The organism is Rhodococcus sp. HM1, assembly GCF_023218075.1.
Classification (GTDB): Bacteria; Actinomycetota; Actinomycetes; order Mycobacteriales; family Mycobacteriaceae; genus Rhodococcus.
Window position 1 is genome coordinate 1 of the sequence record NZ_JALPTB010000018.1, and the last position, 18,581, is coordinate 18,581.

Sequence of the window (18,581 nt, forward strand, 5' to 3'; positions counted from 1 at the left end):
CACGTCCTCCCGCGACGTCAACGACCCCAGCACCAGCCCCCACGCCACCTGCACCACCGTGTTCAACGTCGCCCCGCGATCACGCACCCACGCCGACAACGCCGCCGTCTCCTCCACACCGAAATCGGCACACACGTCCCGTGATTCGCGGTACCGGCGCGTTGGATCGTCCGGGACGACCAGTGTCGGCTCGTCGACGCCGGCGAGCGCACGTGCCCATTCGTCGAGGGAGTGTTCGCGGTCCTGCCGCTCGACCCAGGCGAGGTAGTCCCGGTACGAGGTGGGCCGCGGGAGGCCGGCGGGGTCGCCTTCGGTCGCGTACAGCATCAGCAGTTCGCGAACGAGGAGCGGCGTCGACCAGCCGTCGAGCAGCAGGTGATGGTTGGTCATGATCAGCCGGTGACTGTCCGGCCCGGTGGTGACCAGCAGCCACCGGATCAGCGGCGGTTGCGCGGGATCGAATCGTGTCGCCCGGTCTTCCGCCATGATCCGTTCGAGTTCGCGGTCGCGGTCGTCGGCGGGGAGAGCGGACAGATCGATCTCGGTGAACGGCAGTTCGACGCGATCCCGGACGATCTGTACCGGTCGTCCGTCGACGTCGGGCACGAACGTGGTGCGCAGGTTGGCGTGGCGGTCCAGCAGCACCGTTCCGGCGCGCCGCAACCGCTCCGCGTCGACCTGTCCGCGCAGCTCGAGCACCAGTTGCACCAGGTACGCGTCGACGGAGTCCTCCGACACCAGCGCATGGAACAGCAGACCCTCCTGCAGCGGCGACAGCGGCCACACGTCGGCCAGGTCCGGATACTGCCGCTCGAGTTCCTCGATCTGCGCCTGCTGCAGTGTCACCAGGCCCAGGTCGGACGGCGTGTGTCCCCCGGAGCCGGGGATGCGGGTGCGCTCCGCCAGCGCGGTGAGCACGCGGCACCACAGGTCGGCGAGGTCGTGCACCTCGCCTGCGGTCAGTAGCCCGGTCGGGAACGCCCACGTGGCGCGCAGCCGAGGGCCGGTGCTGTCGTCGAGGGTGAGCGCGTTGATGTCCAGCGCCGCGGGCACCGGCATCTCCGGATCCTGGGCACCGCCGAGTTCCGAGCCGGCGTCGACGGGCATCCACGGTCCCGCCGGCATCCCGTCCGCTGTTCCGGTGGCGATGCGGCCGAGGTAGTTGAAGCCGATCTGCGGCCCAGCGTGTTCGCGCAGGATCGAGGCGGTTTCGTCGTCGAGATAGCGGAGCAGCCCGAAGCCGATGCCGTGGTCGGGGACCGCGAGGAGCTGTTCCTTGACGGACTTCACGGCCGCGTCCAGCGCAGGGCCGCCGCCGCAGGCGTCGTCGAGATCGATCCCGGCCAGGTCCAGCCGGACCGGGAAGCCGGTGGTGAACCAGCCGACGGTCCGGCTCAGCTCGGCGCCCGGTACCGTCTGTTCCTCCCGCCCGTGCCCTTCCAAGGCGATGAATGCGTCGTCGATCGGGGTGCCGCGGTTGCGGCGCCAGGCCGTCGCCGCGACCGCGAGTGCAGTGAGCAGACCGTCCGCGACGCTGCCGTGGAACGCATCGGGGACGGCGGTCAGCAGCGCCTCGGTCACGTCGGTCGGCAGTTCGACGCAGAAGTGCTCGGCCGTCGCGGTCACGTCGGTCGCGGGATCGAGCGGGCGGGATCCGATCGTCGGGTCGTCCCCGGCCGTGGTCGCGCGCCAGAAGTCGAGTTCGGCGAGCCGTTCGGGTTGCTGCGCGGCCTCGACCAGACCGTGCGCCCAGCGGCGCATCGACGTACCGACCGCGTCGAGCTGCGGGTTCTCTCCCGCCGCGATCTGCGACCACGCGGTCGCGAGATCCGGGACGAGGTTCCGCCACGACACCCCGTCCACGGCCGAATGATGGATCACGACCAGCAGCCGACCCGGGATTCCGGTGTCGGACGAGTCGGTGCCGGCGGGGTCGAACCACACCGCCTGCAGCACGATTCCCGAGGCCGGGTCGAGCCGGTCGGCGGCGGCGTCGAGTTCGGCGTGTGCGATGGCGTCGAAGTCGTCGCCGTGCGGGTCGGTGGCCACGCGGACGAGGACATCGTCGGCGTCGACGGTTCCGGTCGGCTGCACGGTCCAGGTCCACGTCCCGTTCGACGAGCGCAGCCGGGAGCGCAGCATGTCGTGCCGATCGAGCACGGCCTGGAGCGTGCGCGTGAGTGTCGTGTGGTCGATGCCGGCAGGTAGTTCGAGCAGGACCGCCTGGGAGAAGCGGGTGTGGTGCAGCGGGCTGCGGTCGAGGAGCCAGTGCATGACGGGGGTGAGCGGCAGGTCGCCGACCCCACCACCGGGCAACTCCTCGAGCACCACCACACCGGCACCACCGGACGCCGCCACCTGCGCCAACGCCGCCACCGTCCGGCACTCGAACACATCCCGCGGCGAGAACACCAACCCCCGCGCCTTTGCCCGCGCCACCAACTGGATCGACATGATGCTGTCCCCACCGAGCGCGAAGAACGAATCCTGCGCCCCCACCGTCTCGACCCCCAGCACCTCGGCGAACAACTCCGCCAGCACCGCCTCCGTCTCCGAGGCCGGCGCACGGAACTCCGCCGCACCCGAACGGAAATCCGACTCCGGCAACGCCGCCCGATCCACCTTCCCGTTCGCCGTCACCGGCACCGCATCGATCACCGACACCGTCGCCGGCACCATGTGCGGCGCCAACCGCGCCCCCACCTGTGCCAGCACCGCGACCGGATCCAGCTCGGCGCCGGGTTCCGGCACCACATATCCGACGAGCCGATCCACCGCACCACGATGGACACTCGCCACCGCCTGCTCGACTCCGTCGCACGCCCGCAGCGCGGATTCGATCTCGCCGAGTTCGATGCGGAAGCCGCGGACCTTCACCTGATCGTCGGAGCGGTGCAGGTACTCGAGTTCGAATGTGTTGTCGCCGCACTTCTTCCATCGAACGAGGTCGCCGGTTCGGTACATCCGCTGCCCGGGGGTCCCGAACGGATCGGCCACGAACCGCGACGCGGTCAGCGAACCCCGGTTCCGGTATCCCCGTGCCAGGGCGGGGCCCGACAGGTACAGCTCCCCCGCCACGCCGACCGGGACCGGCCGCAGCCGGTCGTCGAGCACCAGTTCGGCGAATCCACGGATCGGGCCACCGATCGTCACGGGATCTCCCACCGTGAGCGGCCGTCCGGCGTTCGACTGGATCGTCGCTTCCGCCGGACCGTAGGTGTTCACCATGGTCCGGCCCGGCGCCCACCGCGCCACCAGCTCCGGCGGGCAGGCCTCACCACCGACGATCACCGTGCCCAGATGGTCGAGCCCGACCGGATCGACCGTGCCCAGCGCCGCCGGGGTCAGGGCCGCATGGGTGACCTGCTCGCGCGCCAGCAACTCCGCGAGTTCGCGACCACCGAAGACCCCGGGCTGCGAGATCACCAGGCGGCCACCGGATCCGAAGGCCCACAACATCTCCAGCACCGCCGCGTCGAAGCTCGGCGACGCCGCGTGCAGCACCCGCGCATCCGGACCCAATCCGAACCGGGCGCGCTGTTCGGCCACCAGGTTCGCGAGTCCGGCGTGCGTGACGGTCACGCCCTTGGGCACGCCCGTCGACCCGGACGTGTAGATCACGTACGCGGCCTGCTCCGGCCGTACCGGCACCCGCACCTCCCGGTACCGGGAGCCATCGGCGTGGGCGGTCTCGGAGACGGGTATCCAGGGGACGAGGCCGGGCAGCTGTTCGACTCGGTCCGGGGTCGTAAGGCCCAGCACGGCACCGGAATCGGCGAGCATGTGCTCGATCCGGCCGGCCGGGTACCCGGGGTCGACGGGGACGAACGCGGCCCCGGTCTTCGCGACCGCCCACACCGACAGGATCGACTCCACCGACCGCGACACCGCGATCGCCACCACCGATTCCGGACCCGCTCCTGCTTCGATCAACCTGTGCGCCAATCGATTCGACTCGTCGTGCAGCTCGCGGTACGTCACTCGACGGTCTCCGCAGACGACGGCGATCGCGTCCGGATCGGTCGCCGCCGACGCCGTCAGCAGCTCGGACAGCGTCCTCGACGGCAGCGCGGGTGCGCCCGCCGCCGGCACCAGGTGGCGGCGTTCGTCCGGGGAGAGGATGTCGATCGTCTCGATCGGCGCCGACGGGTCGGCGGTCACGTCCTCGAGGATGCGCACGAACCGTTCGGCGAACGCCCGCACGGTCGTCTCCTCGAGGAGGTCGTCGGCGTAGACGAACGCAGCCGATATTCCTTCGGGGGCACCGTTTTCGGTGAACTCTTCGACGAGACCCAGGTGGAGGTCGTAGCGTGCGACGCCGGGATCGAGCAGGATCGGCTCGACCGTCAGGCCCGGCAGTTCCAGGCGCGCGGCTTCGGTGTTCCGGAACTCCAGCATCACCTGGAACAGCGGCGAATACGCGGTCGACCGCTCCGGATCCACGGCGTCGACGACCTGATCGAACGGGACCTCGGCGTGCGCGAAGGCTCCGAGCGCGCTCTCGCGCGCCCGGCCGAGAAGCCCGGTGAACGAACCGGCCGGATCGACGGCGGTCCGCAGCACGATCGTGTTGACGAACATGCCCACGACGTCGTCGAGCGCGGCCTCTCCCCGACCGGCGACCGGGGTGCCGACACTGATGTCGTCGGATCCGCCGAGCCGGGCCAGCAGCACCGCCAGCGCGGCGTGCATCACCATGAACATCGTCGAATCATGTTGCCGGGCAAGTTCTCGAAGGCGGCGGTGCAGTTCGGAATCCATCCTGAAGTCCGCCGTGCCCGCGTGCAGCGACCGGTGTACCGGCCGTGGCCGGTCCCACGGCAGTTCGAGCACCGCGGGCGCGCCGGACAACGTCCGCTGCCAGTACCCGAGCTGGACCGCGGCACGCGAATGCGGGTCCGTGTCGCTGCCGAGAAGCTCCCGCTGCCACAGGGTGTAGTCGACGTAGTCGACCGGCAGCGGCGCCCAGTCGGGGGCGTGACCGTCGCGGCGCGCGGTGTAGGCGACCATGACGTCCCGGGCCAAGGGCACCATCGACGAACCGTCGGCCGCGATGTGGTGCACCACCATGACAAGGGCGTGCTCGGCCGGGCCGGTCCGGAACAGTGCGGTCCGGATCGGGGCGGCGCGGCTGACGTCGAAACCGGTTCCGCCCAGCTCCGCGATGCGGGCCCGCAGGGTCGTCTCGTCGGGAACCACGGTCGGCGTCAGGTCGGGCAGCACCGCCTCGACGGGGAGCGTGACCTGATGCGGCCCGTCCTCGGAGCCGGGGTACACGGTGCGCAGCGTGATGTGCCGTTCGAGGACGTCGGCCAGGGCGGCGCGAAGGGCGTCCGGATCGAGATCGCCGGTCAGCCGCAGCGCGATGGGGATGTTGTAGGCCGGGGAGCCGGTGTCGAGCTGGTTGACGAGCCACATGCGCTGTTGCGCGAGGGACAGCGGGATCCGGTCCGGGCGCGGGAGGCGAGCCAGGGCGGGCCGGGATCCGGCCGCGGTGTCCCGGGCGCTCACTCGGGCGGCCAGTGCCGCCACGGTCGGCGCTTCGAACAGATCGCGGACCCCGATACCCGAGCCGAGCGCGGTGTTCACCCGGGCGACTACCCGCGTCGCACTGAGGGAGTTGCCGCCGAGGTCGAAGAAGTTCGCGTCGATGCCGAGTCCACCGGTGCCGAGCACGTCGGCGAAAGCCGTCGCGATCGCCGACTCGCGGGCGGTGCGGGGTGCGCGGAACTGCGTGGGCGCCGCGAAGTCCGGTGCGGGCAGCGCCGCGCGGTCGAACTTGCCGACCGGGGTACGCGGGATGTCGTCGAGGACGACGACGGCCGCGGGAACCATGTAACCCGGAACCCGTGCGCGCACGTGCTCGGTGAGCGCGGCGACATTGGGTTCTCCGTCGTCGGACGGGACGACATAGGCCACCAGAACGGTGTCTCCGCCCGGGCCGGGCCGCCCGACTGTGACGGCGAAACGCACACCCGGATGGGAGGCCAGGGCGGCGTCGATCTCGCCGAGTTCGATGCGGAGGCCGCGGATCTTCACCTGGAAGTCGCTGCGCCCCAGGTAGTCCAGTTCGAGTCCGCCGTCGTCGGCGCGCCGCCATCGCACGACGTCGCCGGTCCGGTACATCCGGCTGCCGGGTCCGCCGAACGGGTCCGCGACGAACCGGCCCGCGGTCAGGTCCGGCCGATTCCGGTAGCCCCACGCCAGGCCGGGGCCCGACAGGTACAGTTCTCCCGCGACTCCGACCGGCACGGGTCGCAGCCGCTCGTCGAGGACGAGTTCGGCGATGCCGCGGATCGGTCCGCCGATGCCGACCGGGCCGTCCGCCGCGACCGCACCGAGATTCGACATGACCGTCACTTCGGTCGGCCCGTACGCGTTGAACATCGTCCGGCCGGGCGCCCACCGCGCCACGAGTTCCGGCGCGCAGGCCTCACCGGCCGCCACCAGGCACCGGAGCGACCCGCGCCCGACGGGGTCGAGGGAGGCGAGCACCGACGGCGTCAGGACCGCGTGGGTCACCGCCCGGTGGTCCATCAGCGCGGCGAGATCGTCTCCGCCGTAGGTGCCCGGGGGTGCGATCACCAGTTGCGCGCCGGAACCGAAGGCCCACAGCATCTCGAACACCGACGCGTCGAAACTCGGGGACGCGAAGTGCAGCACGCGGGACGCGGGATCGGCGCCGAACCGCTCCCGCTCTTCCGTCGACAGACACGTCAGGCCCCGGTGCGGCACGACGACACCCTTCGGGGTTCCCGTGGAACCGGACGTGTAGATCACGTACGCCGGGTGATCGAGGTGCAGCGGCGCGGTGCGGTCCCGGTCGGTGATCGGCTGCGGCGAATGCGTGGCCACCGCGTCGACGGCGGCGGGTTCGTCGATCGGCATCCACGGCACGTCCCCGGGCAGCGTCGGAGCCGAAGCCGTGACGGTCAGCCCGAGTGCCGCCCCCGAATCGGAGAGCATGTGCTCGATGCGCGCGGACGGGTAGGTGGGGTCGACCGGGACGAAGGCGGCCCCCGTCTTCGCGACCGCCCACACCGCGAGCACCGACTCGTACGAGCGCGGGATCGCCACGGCGACAGTCGTTCCGGGCCCGGTGCCTCGTGCGATCAGCAACCGCGCCAGTCGGTTCGAGTCGGTGTCGAGCCGGCCGTAGGTGATCCGCCGGTCCCCGCACCACACGGCGACCGCGTCGGAGTCGGTGCCGGCCGACGCGGCCAGCAGATCCGGCAGGGTGGCCGCGGGGACCGCGGCTGCCCCGGTGACCGGGGTCAGCTCGGCGCGTTCGCGCGGCGACAGGACGTCGAGGTCGCCGAGCCGCACCATGGGTTCGGCCACGCCCTGTTCGAGAATGCGGCGGAACCGATCCGCGCAGGCGCGCACGGCCGCCGCGTCGACTGCGGCGCTGAACTCGAAGTCGATCGTCAGGCCCGCAGGGTGACAGGCGTCGGTGAACGTCTCGGCGACGGTCACCCGGACGGCACCGAATCCGCCGCGGTCGCCGGGTGCGGGGGCGGTGATCGACACACCGGCGACGCCGGAATAGGTCGCTTCGCGCACTCCGAGCACGACCTGGCACGGCGACGGCGACTCCCCGCCCCTTGTCAGCTCGTCCAGGACCCGGGCGAGCTCGATCCCGGTATGGGAGAACGCACCGAGTTCGCAGTCGCGTGTGCGGGCGACGGCCTCCGAGAAGGTGGTCGCGTCCTCCACCCGCGTGCGCAGCACGACGGCATCGACGCCGGTCCCGGCGCGCACGGGGGCGCCGATCGTGATGTCGTCGGAATCGACGGATCTGCTCAGCGCAACGGCGAGCGCGGTGTGCACGACCGAGTAGGTCCGGGTGTCGTGGGCCCTGGCCAGGCATCGCGCCCGGCGGTGCGTCCGGGCATCGACGGCGACGCGGGTGCGGTCCCCGTGTTCCGGATGCGCGGACGTCGGGCCGCTCGCCGGTCCGCCGGACGTCGGCAGGTTCGCGAGGGTGCGACGCCAGTAGTCGAGGTGCTGCGCCGCGGCGCGCCTGCGCTCGCCGGCACGCACGCTGTCGGGATCGATCGCGGACAGCGGCGTATCGGGCGCCGAGGACACGAATTCCTGGACGAATCCGACGAATCCACCGTGGAGTTCGTGCAACTCGTCGTCCCGATAGCGGCCGGGATTGCCCCGGAATTCGAGGTAGGTCGTCGGCGGTGTGCCGCTCTGGTACACGTTGACCAGCAGGTCCTCGACCGGTCCCGACGTGAGCACATGGAATTCACCGACGAGGGGCCCGAGAACGATCTCCTCGTGGAAGAGCATGACGTTCACCATCGGGGCACTCGCCCGGCGGGTGTCGGCGCCGAGGTCGCGCATGATCGTGGCGAGGTCACCACGCTGGTGCCGCAGTGCGCCGAGCAGTTCGCCCTGGACGCGGTCCACGAGGTCGCCGACGGCGTCGTCGGGTCGCACCGCGATCCGCAGCGGTGCGACGTTGACGACCATGCCACCGGACCGGCGCAACACCGCGGTGGTGCGGCCCGACACCGGAATGTCGACACGCACCTCCGGCCGGCCCGTCAACCGGGACAGGTAACACGCGAATCCGGCGATGATCGAGGCCGCCGAGTTTCCGCTCGCGCGGTTGTCGGTGTCGAGGAGCCGGGCCGCGGTGGCATCGGCGAGCGCGGCGGTGACCAGGGTGTTGTCGGCAACGGCCGGGGCCCGGCGCTCGCTCAGGCTCGAGCCCTCCGTCAGGACGGCGAGCCGTTCGGCCCAGTACTCGCGGTCGGAGTCGAAGCGCGCCGACTCGCAGTAGCGGCGGTCGAGGTCGTACAGGGCGCGCAGGTCGGCGGCACCGTGAGGTTCGGGCTCACGCCCCTCGGCCGCCGCGGTGTACAGCGCCGCGATCCGCTTCACCATGGTCATCGCGCCGTAGCCGTCCAACGCGACGTGATGAATTCGGCTGTACCAGAGATAGTGCTCGTCGCCGAGTCGCAGGATCGACGACGCGACGAGCCGGTCGGTGGCCGGATCCATCGGTGCCGTGTAGTTCGCGTGCATCCAGGCGTGGGCCGCCGCGACCGGGTCCTCGTGGGCCCGGAAGTCGAGCACCTCGAGGTCGGAGTCGAGCGTCGGATCGACCACCTGGTACGGCTCGCCGTCGACCTCGGTCAGCCGCAGGAACCCGGAACCGAACTCGAGCCCGGCCACGACGGCCACCCGCTGGAACAGGTCGACGTCGAGCGCCCCGCGGAATTCCACGTACTGGGCGATGCACAGCGGCACCTCGGGTGCGAGTTGCTGCGCGAACCACATCCCGTACTGGGCGGGTGAGAGGGGAAACGGGGTCGTGCTGTCCTTGCCGGCCGGCCCGGTGGAGGCAACGGGCGCGGCCGAGTCCGTGCTCATGACGCGAGCTTCTCCGCAATCTCGGTGCGGACGGACGACGGGACCGAACCCGCGAACTTCTTCAGGTAGGCCAGGACCCATTCGCGGTCGGCCGTCAGGAACGGGAAGTCCGAGCCGACCATGTGCCGGACGGCAAGCATGGGCACCGGCGCGTCGAGTGCCCGGAACTCGCTGTTGCGCAGACCGGACACCGTGCAGCCCGGGTAGAACTGGCCGAGCATGAGGCCCTGAACGACGAAGTCGGACTTGCGATCGTTCTGCACGCGCTCGATCAGGTCGTAGTCCGTCAGATCGGGGAAGACCACGACGACGGCCTTGAGGGCGGCGTCGGCGCCGGTGTCCGGCGGAAGTCCCGGGAAGAGCTCGGCGAGGTCGTCGGCGATGGCGCGCATCCGGTCCTCCCCGACGTCGGTGCCGGGGACGAACGCTGCCCAGAACAACCGCCGGGTGATCGACGGGCCGGCGAACGGGCAGACCGGGCCACGCCGGCCGAGGTCCTTGTGCGGGTGGCACAGGTAGTCGACCGCCCAGCGGCGCACCGTCGGTGCGCTGGGGTGCTCGTCGATGGCGAACCCGTCGAAGAGGCTGACGAGTTCGATGCCCGACCGGGGGCCGCGTACGGAGGGACCGGGAGGGGTGGACGCCGGGGACGTTGCGGTTTCCAGGCGACGAGTGGTAGCCGGCATTTGCTTCTCCAAGTGACTGTGGATGGTCGGACTCATGGCGGTCCGTCTTCTGGGAATGTCCGTTTTTTGGGAATGTCCGTTTTTTGGGAATGTCCGCGATCGGTGCTGCCGATAACTTTCGGCCGCTTCACCGGCGGGGTCACGAGTAGTGCGCTACCTGTTTCGCGCTCCGGAACGGGTAGCGCGCAATGTGCTGGACTGTCGCTGTCGTGACATCTCTAGAATCCCGCGTTCCGGCCGACGTCACCAGTACCCAAGGGGGTTTCTGTTCACACCCTGTGGCCCGCCGCGCCCTGACGCGTACCTGCCGAGCCGGTCCGGGCCGCGTCCGCACGAAGCAGGTGCCGGGCGAGCTCGGGACCGATCTCGGCGAGGGCCTGCGGACTCGTCAGCTCCTGGTGGGTGGCTCGCACCGCGTGCTCGTCGATCCGGCCGGCGACGTGCGCCTGCCAGGCCGCTGCGGCGGTGGGGTCGCCGGCCGATTCCGCGGCCGCGAAGTACAGCACATCGAGATCGGGCGACGCCGACGGACTATGTGTGACAGCGAGTTCCACCGTCGCGGTGAACACCCGGTGCAGCATCTCGACGCGTTCCGGCGTCACCGCGTCGAACAGGCCGCCGGTGCGGCGCAGCACGTCCGCGGCTTGTTCCGCGGTCAACGTGTCGCCGGCCGGCAGGTCACCGAACTCGGCGAGCAGTTCGGCCAGGGTCGGTGGTTCGCGGCGGATGTCGTCGTCGCCCAGCAGATGCGAGTCGAGCATCGTGAGGGTCGCGACTTCGGAGCCGAGTCGCACCGCCATCTCGTGGGCGATCTGGCCGCCCACCGAATACCCCACCAGGTGGTACGGGCCGTCCGGCTGCACGGACCGGATCTGCTCGATGTAGCGGTCGGCGAGGTCGCCGAGGTCGGTGAAACGCGCCTCGGGGTCGGTGAGCGCCGGGGACTGCAGGCCGTACACCGGGCGATCGCCCAGGTAGGGCACCAGACCGGTGAAGCACCAGGCCAGGCCGATCGCCGGGTGGATGCAGAACACCGGCGTGCCGGTGCCGTCCGGGCGCAGCGGAAGCAGCGGCGCGAGCGCGTCGTCGGCTTCGTGGTCCGGCGCGGTGGCGATCCGGTGGGCCAGGGATTCCGGGGTGGGGTCGGTGAAGATCCACTGCACCGGCACCTGCCGGCCGATCCCGTCCGAGATCTTGGCCATCAGCACGGTCGCGCTCAGGGACGTGCCGCCGAGAGCGAAGTAGTTGTCGTCCAGCCCGACCCGATCGATCCCGAGATCCTCGGCGAACGCGTCGGCGACGACGGTCTCGGCGGCGTCGCGCGGCGCCCGGTAGGCGACGCGGGTGTGCTCCGGCCGCGGCAGGGCGGCCCGGTCGAGCTTGCCGTTCGCGGTGACCGGGACCCGAGCCAGGACGGTGACGGTCGCGGGAACCATGTGCGGGGCGAGCCGGGCGCGGGCGTGGCCGAGCACGGCATCGACGTCGACCTCGGAGCCCGGGGCCGCGACGACGTAGCCGGCGAGCCGGTCCCCGTCGGTGTGGGCGACGGCGTGCGCGACACCGGGATAGCCGAGCAGCGCCGATTCGATCTCGCCGAGTTCGATGCGGAATCCGCGGACCTTCACCTGCTGATCGGAGCGGCCGACGTAGTCGAGTTCGAGCGTCCCGTCCTCGCGGCGGCGCCAGCGCACCAGATCACCCGTGCGGTACATCCGCAGCCCGTCCGCGGCGGCGACGAACCGAGCCGCCGACAATCCGGGACGGTTACGGTAGCCACGGGCCGAGCCGGGACCCGACAGGTACAGTTCCCCCACCACCCCGACCGGGACCGGCCGCAGCCGCTCGTCGAGCACCAGTTCGGCGAAGCCGCGGATCGGGCCGCCGATCGTAACCGGTTCTCCTGCAACGAGAGCGCGACCTGCATTGGACTGAATCGTCGTTTCCGCGGGACCGTAGGTGTTCACCATGGTCCGGCCAGGGGCCCACCGCGCGACGAGTTCCGGAGGGCAGGCCTCGCCACCGACGATGACCGTGCTCAGATGGTCGAGTCCGTCCGGATCCACCGTGCCCAGCGCAGCGGGGGTCAGTGCCACGTGCGTGACCTGCTCGCGCGCCAGCAGATCGGCGAGCTCGCGCCCGCCGAACACCCCGGGCGGGGAGATCACCAGACGACCACCGGCCCCGAAGGCCCACAGCATCTCCAGGACGGCCGCGTCGAAACTCGGCGAGGCCGCGTGCAGCACCCGCGCGTGCGGGCCGAGTCCGAACCGGGTGCGCTGTTCGGCCACCAGGTTCGCCAGGCCCGCGTGGGTGACCTCGACGCCCTTCGGCACCCCCGTCGATCCGGACGTGTAGATGAAGTATGCGGGATGCTCGACCAGCAGCGGCGCGACCCGATCCGCATCGGTCACCCGATCGATCGACGCCTGCTCGCACGGCTGATCCAGGTTCAGCCACGTCACCGATTCCGGCAATGCATCACGCGCATCCGAAATCGTGACCCCCACCGTCACAGCCGAATCCGCGAGCATGTGCGCAATTCGCGCCGCGGGATAGTTCGGGTCGACGGGAAGGAACGCGGCCCCGGTCTTCACGACCGCCCACACCGCGAGCGCGGATTCGAGCGACCGCGGAATCGCGATCGCCACCGCAGACTCCGGACCGACACCGGCGCGGATCAGGACCCGCGCCAGCCAATTCGACTGCTCGTCCAGCTCACGGTAGGTCAGCCGGCGCTCCCCCGCGACCACCGCGACCGCGTCGGGGTCGGCAGCCGCCGCGGCCGCGAACAACTCGGGCAGGGTGACGGCGGGGACCGACGCACCGCCCGACACCGGGACCAGTTCGGCGCGTTCGGCGTCGTCGAGCAGGTCGAAGGCGCCGAGCGGACGCGTCGGCTCGGCAACGACGGCCTCGAGCAACCCCACGAACCGACGCGCGAAACCGTCGACGGTGCTGCGGTCGAAGATGTCTGTGGTGTAACCGAATTCGGCTTTCATGCCGGCGGGAGCGCCGGAACGGTCCCGGGTCTCGTCGATGCTCAGGTACAGATCGCACTTGGCGACCTCGAGGTCGATGTCGACGGTCTCGACGGTCAGCCCCGGCAGGTCGAGGCGGGTCGCGTCGAGGTTGCGGAACTCGAGGAGCACCTGGAACAGCGGCGAGTGCGCGGAGGATCGCACCGGGTCGAGCGCCCGGACGACGTGGTCGAACGGGACGTCGGCGTTCCCGAAGGCGGCGAGGTCACCGTCGCGCACCTGGGCCACCAACTCGCCGAAGGTGGACTGCGGTGCGATGCGGGTGCGGAGGGTCACCGTGTTGACGAACATGCCGACCATGTCGTCGAGCGCCGCGTCGCCCCGGCCCGCCACCGGCGTTCCGATCGCGAGATCCGCTGTGCCCGCGAGCTTCCCGAGGAGGACTGCCAGCGCGGCGTGCACGACCATGAACACGGTGGCGTCGTGCTCGCGGGCCAGCTCGGTGACCGCGCGGTGCAGGTCCGGGCCGAACCCGAACGGCACGGCGGCCCCGTGCGCGGAGCGATGCATCGTCCGCTCCCGATCGGTCGGCAGTTCGAGCAGTTCCGGCAGTCCGTCGAGGGTGTGGCGCCAGAAGTCGATCTGCGCGGTCGCGAGCGAGTCCGGGTCGGTGTCGTCGCCGACGACCTCCCGCTGCCACAGGGTGTAGTCGACGTAGTGCGCGGGCAGCGGCACCCACAGCGGCGCCTGCCCCTGCGCGCGGGTCGTGTAGGCGAGCATCACATCCCGTGCGAGCGGCGCCATCGAGAAGCCGTCGGCCGCGATGTGGTGCAGCACGATCGCGACGACGTGCTCCTGGGAGCCCAGCCGGAACAGGGCGGTGCGGATCGGGACGTCGACGCTCACGTCGAAGCCGATGGACGCGACGGCGCGCAACCGTTCCCGCAGCTCGGATTCGCCCGTCACCGGCATCGGCGTGAGGTCGGCGGTGACGCTGCCGGCGGGCAGCACGACCTGATGCGGACCCTGCTCGGACGACGGGTGAACGGTGCGGAGAGCCTCGTGCCGCTCCAGCACATCGGCGAGCGCGGCGCGCAGCGCGTCGAGGTCCAGGTCGCCGGTCAGGCGCAGCGCGATCGGGACGTTGTAGGCGGGGGAGGTCGGATCGACCTGGTTGACCACCCACATCCGCTGCTGCGCGAGCGACAGCGGCACCCGCTCCGGCCGGGGACCTGCCACCAGGGCGGGCCGGTCCCCCGCGCGACGGCCGGCCGCATCGGCGCGCGCGGCGAACGCCGCGACGGTGGGTGCCTCGAACAGTTCCCGCACACCCATTTCCGTGCCGACGGCGGTGTTCACGCGGGCGACCACGCGGGTCGCGCTGAGCGAGTTGCCGCCGAGGTCGAAGAAGTGGTCGTCCAGGCCGACGCGGTCCAGGCCGAGGACCTCCGCGAAGGCCGCGGCGGCGGCACGTTCGGTGCCGGTGACGGGCGCCCGGTATTCGGCCCGGGCGAAGTCCGGGGCGGGCAGCGCGGCGCGGTCGAGCTTGCCGACCGGGGTGAGCGGCAGTTCGCCGAGCACGACGATCGCCGCCGGAATCATGTGCGAGGGCACGAAGTCCCGGAGATGCGCGATCAGCGCGGCGGCCTCGGGGACCGCGGTGTCGGATCCGTCCGCGGGCAGCACGTAGGACACCAGCACGGTGTCGCCGCCCGGCCCGGGGCGTCCGACCGTGATGGCGAAGTCCACGTCCGGATGGGCGGTGAGGGCCGCGTCGATCTCCCCGAGTTCGACGCGGATGCCGCGGATCTTGACCTGGAAGTCGGACCGGCCGAGGTAGTCGAGAGTGGAGCTTCCGTCGGCGGTGGTCCGCCAGCGCACGACGTCACCGGTGCGGTACAGGCGCGCACCCGGCTCACCGAAGGGGTCGGCGACGAACCGCGACGCGGTCAGCGCCGGCCGCCCCCGGTAGCCGCGCGCCAGCGCAGGTCCGCCGAGGTAGAGCTCGCCGGCGACACCGGCCGGGACCGGGCGCAGCGCGGCGTCGAGGACGACCTCGGTGAATCCGCGTCCCGGTCCCCCGATGGTCACGGGTTCTCCCGGGACGAGCGCGTCGCTGAGATTGGACATCACGGTCGCTTCGGTGGGCCCGTATCCGTCGAGCATGGTGCGGCCGGGAGCCCAGCGATCCACCAGTTCCGATGCGCACGCCTCCCCCGCGACGAGCAGGACGCGCAGCGCGTCGAGACCGGACGGGTCGAGCGAGGCCAGCACGCTCGGGGTGAGCACCATATGGGTGACGGCCTCGCGGCGCAGGAGCTCGGTGAATTCGTCGCCGCCGTAGACGGTCGGGGGCACGATGACCAGGGTCGCGGCCGATCCCACCGCCCACAGCATCTCGAACACCGACGCATCGAAACTCGGTGAGGCGCAGTGGAGCACCTTCGCATTGCGGTCGCCGGCGAGGCGGGTGCGTTGTTCGGTCACGAGGTTCGCCAGCCCGTGGTGGGTGACGACGACGCCCTTCGGCAGGCCGGTCGAACCCGACGTGTAGATCACGTACGCGGCCTGGCCGGGGTTGACCGGGTCGCCGTCGGTGATCGGCGCGTCGGACACGTCGCCGGCGGGTTCGTCGAGCAGGAGCCAGCACACCGAGCCGGGCAGCCGGTGCACCGTCGACGAAAGGGTCACGCCGACAGTTACTTCGGAGTCGGTGATCATGTGCTCGATGCGTCCGGCCGGGTGGTTCGGGTCCACCGGCACGAACGCGGCGCCGGCCTTCGCGACGGCCCACACCGCGGTCACCGACTCGACGGATCGGGTGAGTGCAACCGCGACGATCGACTCACGGCGCACACCGGCGGCCCGCAGGGCGCGAGCGAGCCGGTTCGACGCGGCGTCGAGTTCGGCGTAGGTGACGCGCCGGCCGGGCGCCGCGAGCGCGATGCCGTCGGGGTTCGCGGCGACCGCCTCGGCCAGCAGCTGCGGCAGCGTGATGCCGGGCATCGGGGCGGTACCGCCGACGACGGTGCGGTGCGGGGCCTCGAGGTCGGCCAGGCGGGATTCCGGGCCGGCCGCGAGCATCCGCTCGACGAGCGCGACGACGGCGTCGTGGTGCACGCGCAGCTCGTCGTCGCCGTAGCGATTCGGATTGGCGGCGAACTCGACGAATACCGTTGCGCCGCTGCGGTATACGTTCACGACGAGATCGGGCACGGGACCGGTCGTGAGGATGTGGAAGTCGGTGGAGAGCGAACCGAACTGCAGGTGCCGGTCGAACAGCATCACGTTGACCATCGGACCGGTCACGGCGCGGGCGGCGGCGTCCGCGCCGAGGTCGCGCAGGATGTCCTCGACATTGCCGCGCTGGTGCCGCAGTGCGCCGAGCAGTTCCCCCTGGACGCGGTCCACGAGGCCGCCGACAGTGTCGCCCGGCCGCGTCTGCACCCGGATCGGGGCGACGTTGGCGAGCATGCCGCCCGAGCGGCGCAGGATCGCGGTGGGTCGCGCCGAGACCGGGATGTCGACGGTGACCTCGCGGCGGCCGGTGCGTCGGGACAGGTAGTGGGCGAATGCCGCGACCAATGTGGCGGCGGCGGTGCCGTCGTTGCCCGAGAGCAGCGCGGCGGCCCGATCGGACAGGGCGGTGCGGAGGGTGCGGCTCGTCGCGACCGGCGGGGCGTCCCGGTCGGCGAGAGTGGCAGCGCCGCTGCGGGTGTCCAGGCGCTGCGCCCAGTAGTCACGGTCGGCGGCGAACCGGTGGGACTCGCGGTACTCGCGCTCGAGCCGTTCGAGGGTGCGCAGGCCCGCGGCCCGGTTCGGTTCCGGCACAGTGTGTTCCACCGCGGCGGTGTAGAGGGAGGCAACTCGGCCGACCATCGTCGCGGCACCGTGCCCGTCGAGGGCGATGTGGTGGATGCGGCTGTACCACAGGTAGTGCTCGTCACCGACCCGCAGCAACGTCGACTCGCACAGGTGGTCGCGCTCGAAGTTCACCGGGGCCGTGTAGTTCGCGTGCATCCAGGACTGCGCGGCGGTCAGCGGGTCGGGTTCGGCGCGGAAGTCGTGGAAGCCCATCTCCGCGTCGGCCGGCGGGTCGACCACCTGGTGTGGCACGCCGTCGATCTCCACGATGCGCAGGAACACCGACTGGAACTCGTGTGCGGCGCGCATCGCGACCTCGCGGAACAGCTCGACGTCGAGCGGACCCCGGATGTCGAGATACTGGGCGATGCAGATCGGCACATCGGGTGCGAGGTGCTGCGCGAACCACAGTCCGTGCTGGGCGGCCGAGAGTGGGAACGGCTCGTGGACGGTGGTCGACGCGGCGCGGTCCATCGATTCACAACCCCTGGAGTGCTGGCGCCGCGGGGTGCGCGGCGGGCGGTGGATTCTTCGGTTCGCCGGTGCGAATCCGGCTTCTCCACCCTGCCGCGGCAGGGCCGCGTCGTTAACACACCCAAGGGGTGAGGGTGTACCACCTCGTGTGTCTTGGTGGCGGCCGAGGCCGCCACATCTGCACACCGGCGCGTCAGCGCCGAATGGACGCTGCCGCGTCAGCGCCTGGCGATGCCTCGGCCGATCCGTTCGATCCGTTCGACACCGGACGCACCCACCCCGGCCGCCCGGTCGCCGATCGCCTTGGCGCTGCCACCGATCGCCTCGCCGAGCGCACCGCCGACGATGCGGACGGGGCGGGAGATCTCGTCGAGCGCCTCGGCGACGGCGGGATCCTCGTCGTCGAGCCACCCGGCGGCATCGGCTCGGCACGCCGCGCGGAAGTCGTCGAGGTCCTCGCGCAGATCCACCAGGTTCTTCACGGTGCGGGTCGACGACAGCCGCTTCACCAGCTCGAGCGTGGTGCCCTGGGCGAACCGCGCCAACGCGCGGCGGGCTCGGCGCAACAGTTCGCCGTCGCGGTCGAGGTGCTCGGCGAGCAGACCGCGGGCCTGCCCGATCGCCTCGGGCAGAGCGGCGGGCTCGGTGGTGCGCAGGTGCTCGAGGCGCAGCCGGTGCCAGAGGTTCAGCGAGTCCTCGACGAGAACGAGCAGCTGCAGGGTCTCCCCGAGCCGCTGCGCCGGGTCGAGCGCGCCGGCTTCGGCGGCGTCGGCCGCGTCGAGAACCGCGGTCGCGTGGTCACGCAAACGCGAGACGGCCGTGGCGAGCGGCGCACCGAAGCCGGCCACCGCGTCCCATTCCCGTGCCGGGAGCGCACCGGTCTGGTCGACGATCGCCACGGCACGGGTCAGCTCATTGTGGTGGGCGACGACGTCACCGAGGGCGGGGGCGTCGGCCAGTTCGAGGAGCTGCTCGACGGTGCTCGACCCGGTCCCGGCCGGCCCGGCGGTCACCCGGGCCACCGCGGCCTCCACCGACGAGACGGCGGCGCGCAGCGCACGGACGATCGCGTCGAGGGACCCTGCACCGGCGGGCGGGACGTCGGGAGCCGCGGGGTTCGGTTCGTCGGTCATGGTGTCCATGGTGCTACGTCCGGTTTCCGGACGCACGCGGGACCCGGCGGTCACCG

General features: G+C 71.4%; 4 protein-coding genes. All 4 read right to left on the reverse strand.

The genetic code is table 11. The features are described 5' to 3' along the window. Window positions 1-9,390: non-ribosomal peptide synthetase (locus M1M07_RS11885; protein ID WP_248674283.1), on the reverse strand; the 9,390-nt coding region annotated here is incomplete at its 3' end. After that, on the reverse strand, window positions 9,387-10,076 hold the full coding sequence (locus M1M07_RS11890; protein ID WP_197256120.1) for a DUF6875 domain-containing protein: 690 nt from the start codon (window positions 10,074-10,076) through the stop codon (window positions 9,387-9,389). The genes M1M07_RS11885 and M1M07_RS11890, both read right to left, overlap by 4 nt. Before the next feature lie 269 nt (window positions 10,077-10,345). Further along, window positions 10,346-17,392 carry a non-ribosomal peptide synthetase gene (locus tag M1M07_RS11895; protein ID WP_248674284.1) on the reverse strand — a complete coding sequence of 2,349 codons (7,047 nt, stop codon included), beginning with the start codon at window positions 17,390-17,392 and terminating at the stop codon, window positions 10,346-10,348. A gap of 218 nt (window positions 17,393-17,610) precedes the next feature. After that, complete coding sequence (locus tag M1M07_RS11900) at window positions 17,611-18,525, reverse strand: hypothetical protein (protein ID WP_197256114.1); 915 nt, start codon at window positions 18,523-18,525, stop codon at window positions 17,611-17,613. Window positions 18,526-18,581: the final 56 nt, after the last annotated feature.